Genomic DNA, 1,498 nt, shown 5'->3' with positions numbered 1-1,498 from the left:
GTACGTGTTCAGCCTGAGGTGAGTCGCTGATCGGGACCTGTTGTCCACTGTGGCTGGCGTGCTGGCATGATCTTCGGGTGTCGTCCGAGCCGCAGCGTCCCTCGTATGAGGATCTTGTGGGGATGCTGGCTGAGTTGGGGGCCAGGGTTGAGCGGCTGGAGGCGGAGAACGCCGAGTTGAGGCGTCGGTTGGGGTTGAACTCGACGAACTCCTCGAAGCCTCCGTCGTCGGATGGGTTGGGTCGGCGGACGCCGAAGCCGACCGGTGGGGGGTCTGGTCGGCGTCGGGGTAAGCAGCCGGGTTCGTCGGGGTCGACGCTGCAGTTGATCTCGGATCCGGATCACACGGTGGTGCACCGGCCGGATCGGTGTGTGAACGCGGCGTGCGGTGCGGACCTGGTTGATGCGGTGGAGTTCGGGCGTCAGCGCAGGCAGGTCTTCGAGTTGCCTGAGCCGCGGATGGTGGTCACCGAGCATCAGGTTGTGGCGGTGTTGTGCGGGTGTGGGAAGGTCAGTGAGGGTGAGGCCCCGGTCGGGGTGACCGGTCGGGCGCAGTACGGGACCGGCGTCAAAGCTGCGGCCGTATATGGGCGGGGGGCGCAGTTCCTGCCGTTCGCGCGGGTGTCACGGCTGCTGGGTGATCTGTGCGGGGCGCCCGTGTCGATCGGGTTCGTGCACGCGGTGGTCGCTGAGGCGGCCCGCCGGCTGGGCCCGTTCACCTCACACCTGGCCGCGTTGCTGCACGTGGAGCGGGTGCTGCACGTCGATGAGACTCCGGCGCGCCTGGGCGGTGGGTTCAAGTACGTGCACGTGGCCTGCACCCCGGGGTTGACGTTGTTCCACGTCGGCGGGCGCAGCAAGGCCGACATCGACGCCGGTGGGGTGTTGCCCGGCTTCGACGGCACCATCGTGCGTGACGGCTACGCCGCTTACCAGCACCTGAGCGACGCCGAGCACGCCTGGTGCGGGGCGCATCTGATCCGTGACCTGCGTGCCGTGCACGAGCAGGATCCGGCCGGCCAGCAGTGGGCGGAGGTGATGGCCGACACGCTGCTCATGGCCAAGGCGATGACCGAGCAGGCCGTCGCGGCCGGCCGGGAGGCGTTGACCGACGCCGAGATCAGCCACATCCGGGCCTGCTACGCCGGCGCGATCGCCTACGGCCGCCAACAGAACCCACCCAACCGCCACGGCGAGCTGTCCCGGGCCGGGAAGCTGGCCGAGCGTTTCCACACCTACCGCGGCATGATCCTGCGGTTCGTCGTCGACCTGGCCGTGCCGTTCACCAACAACCAGGCCGAACGTGATCTTCGTCCGGTCAAGCTGCAGCAGAAGATTTCCGGGACCTGGCGAACCCTGCAAGGACTCGCTGACTTCGCCGCGGTCCGCTCCTACCTGTCCACCGCCGCCAAGCACGGCCTGGACGCACTCGACGTGCTCAAACAGCTGTTCACCACCGGACCGTGGATGCCCCCAGCTCACTCAAGCTGAATACGTAC

1 protein-coding gene is annotated in these 1,498 nt (G+C 68.0%); it reads left to right on the top strand.

All coding sequences use genetic code 11. The annotated features are described in order from the left end of the window. Positions 1 to 122 precede the first annotated feature (122 nt). Entirely contained in the window at positions 123 to 1,490 is a 1,368-nt protein-coding gene (locus JNW87_RS38630) for an IS66 family transposase (protein WP_238455467.1), read from the top strand. The last annotated feature ends 8 nt before the right edge of the window (positions 1,491 to 1,498 follow it).

The organism is Micromonospora sp. ATA51, assembly GCF_016802855.1.
GTDB lineage: Bacteria > Actinomycetota > Actinomycetes > Mycobacteriales > Micromonosporaceae > Micromonospora > Micromonospora sicca.
This window is presented reverse-complemented; position numbering and strand designations above follow the sequence as displayed.

Excerpts from the sequence above, each read along its gene's own strand:
- JNW87_RS38630 (WP_238455467.1), top strand. The coding sequence starts at position 123 with ATGCTGGCTGAGTTGGGGGCCAGGGTTGAGCGGCTGGAGGCGGAGAAC.